This is a genomic window from Brevibacterium otitidis, assembly GCF_042429315.1.
GTDB lineage: Bacteria > Actinomycetota > Actinomycetes > Actinomycetales > Brevibacteriaceae > Brevibacterium > Brevibacterium otitidis.
Genome location: NZ_JBHMAU010000086.1, coordinates 1 through 722 on the forward strand (window position 1 = coordinate 1; position 722 = coordinate 722).

The 722-nt window shown below is 68.0% G+C and carries 1 protein-coding gene; it reads left to right on the forward strand.

Features of this window, described 5'->3' with window-relative positions; translation table 11 throughout:
- A partial coding sequence (locus ACFFN1_RS13565; protein WP_376841362.1) for an HAD family hydrolase occupies positions 1-722 on the forward strand: 722 nt, incomplete at both ends.

Below are 722 nucleotides of genomic sequence, written 5' to 3' on the forward strand. Positions count from 1 at the left end.
GTGGCCAGCGATGTCGACGGCACGCTGCTGCAGCGCTTCCAGCCGATCCCCCAAGCCACCGTCGAAGCGGTCAATGCGCTCGTGGCCGCCGGTGTCGACTTCGTGCCGGTGACCGGCCGGCCGGTCCGCTGGCTCGCACCCCTGCAGCGGGACCTGCCGATCGTGCGTCACGTCATCTGCGCCAACGGCTCGATCGTGTACAACCTGCAGCGCGACGAGGTCGTCCATGCCCACCTCATCAGCACCGAGGTCCAGCACGAGCTCATCAGCCGGGTGCGGGCGCGCATGCCCGAGGCGAAGCTCGCCTTCGAAACGCTCGATGCCTTCTGCATCGAGCCGGGCTTCGTCACCCGCTGGCCGCAGGAGGCCGTCACCATCGACCCGGCTGAGAGCAGGGACATCCGAGAAGTCGCCAAGATCATGGTGCGCGGGCCCTCGACTGATTCCGACGCGATGCTCGCTGCTGTCAGCGAGCTTATTGGCGATGCGCTGCACGCCACCCACTCGAATCCGACGACCGGGCTCATCGAGCTCGCTGCTGCCGGGGTGACCAAGGCGCATACGCTGGCTGAGTACTGTCAGCGCCGCGGGATCGACGCCGACGATGTCGCCGCATTCGGCGATATGCCCAACGACATCGAGATGCTGACCTGGGCCGGCTGGGGCTACGCCATGGCCGACGGCCACCCAACCACACTCGCCGCAGCCCGCGCCGTAGCTCC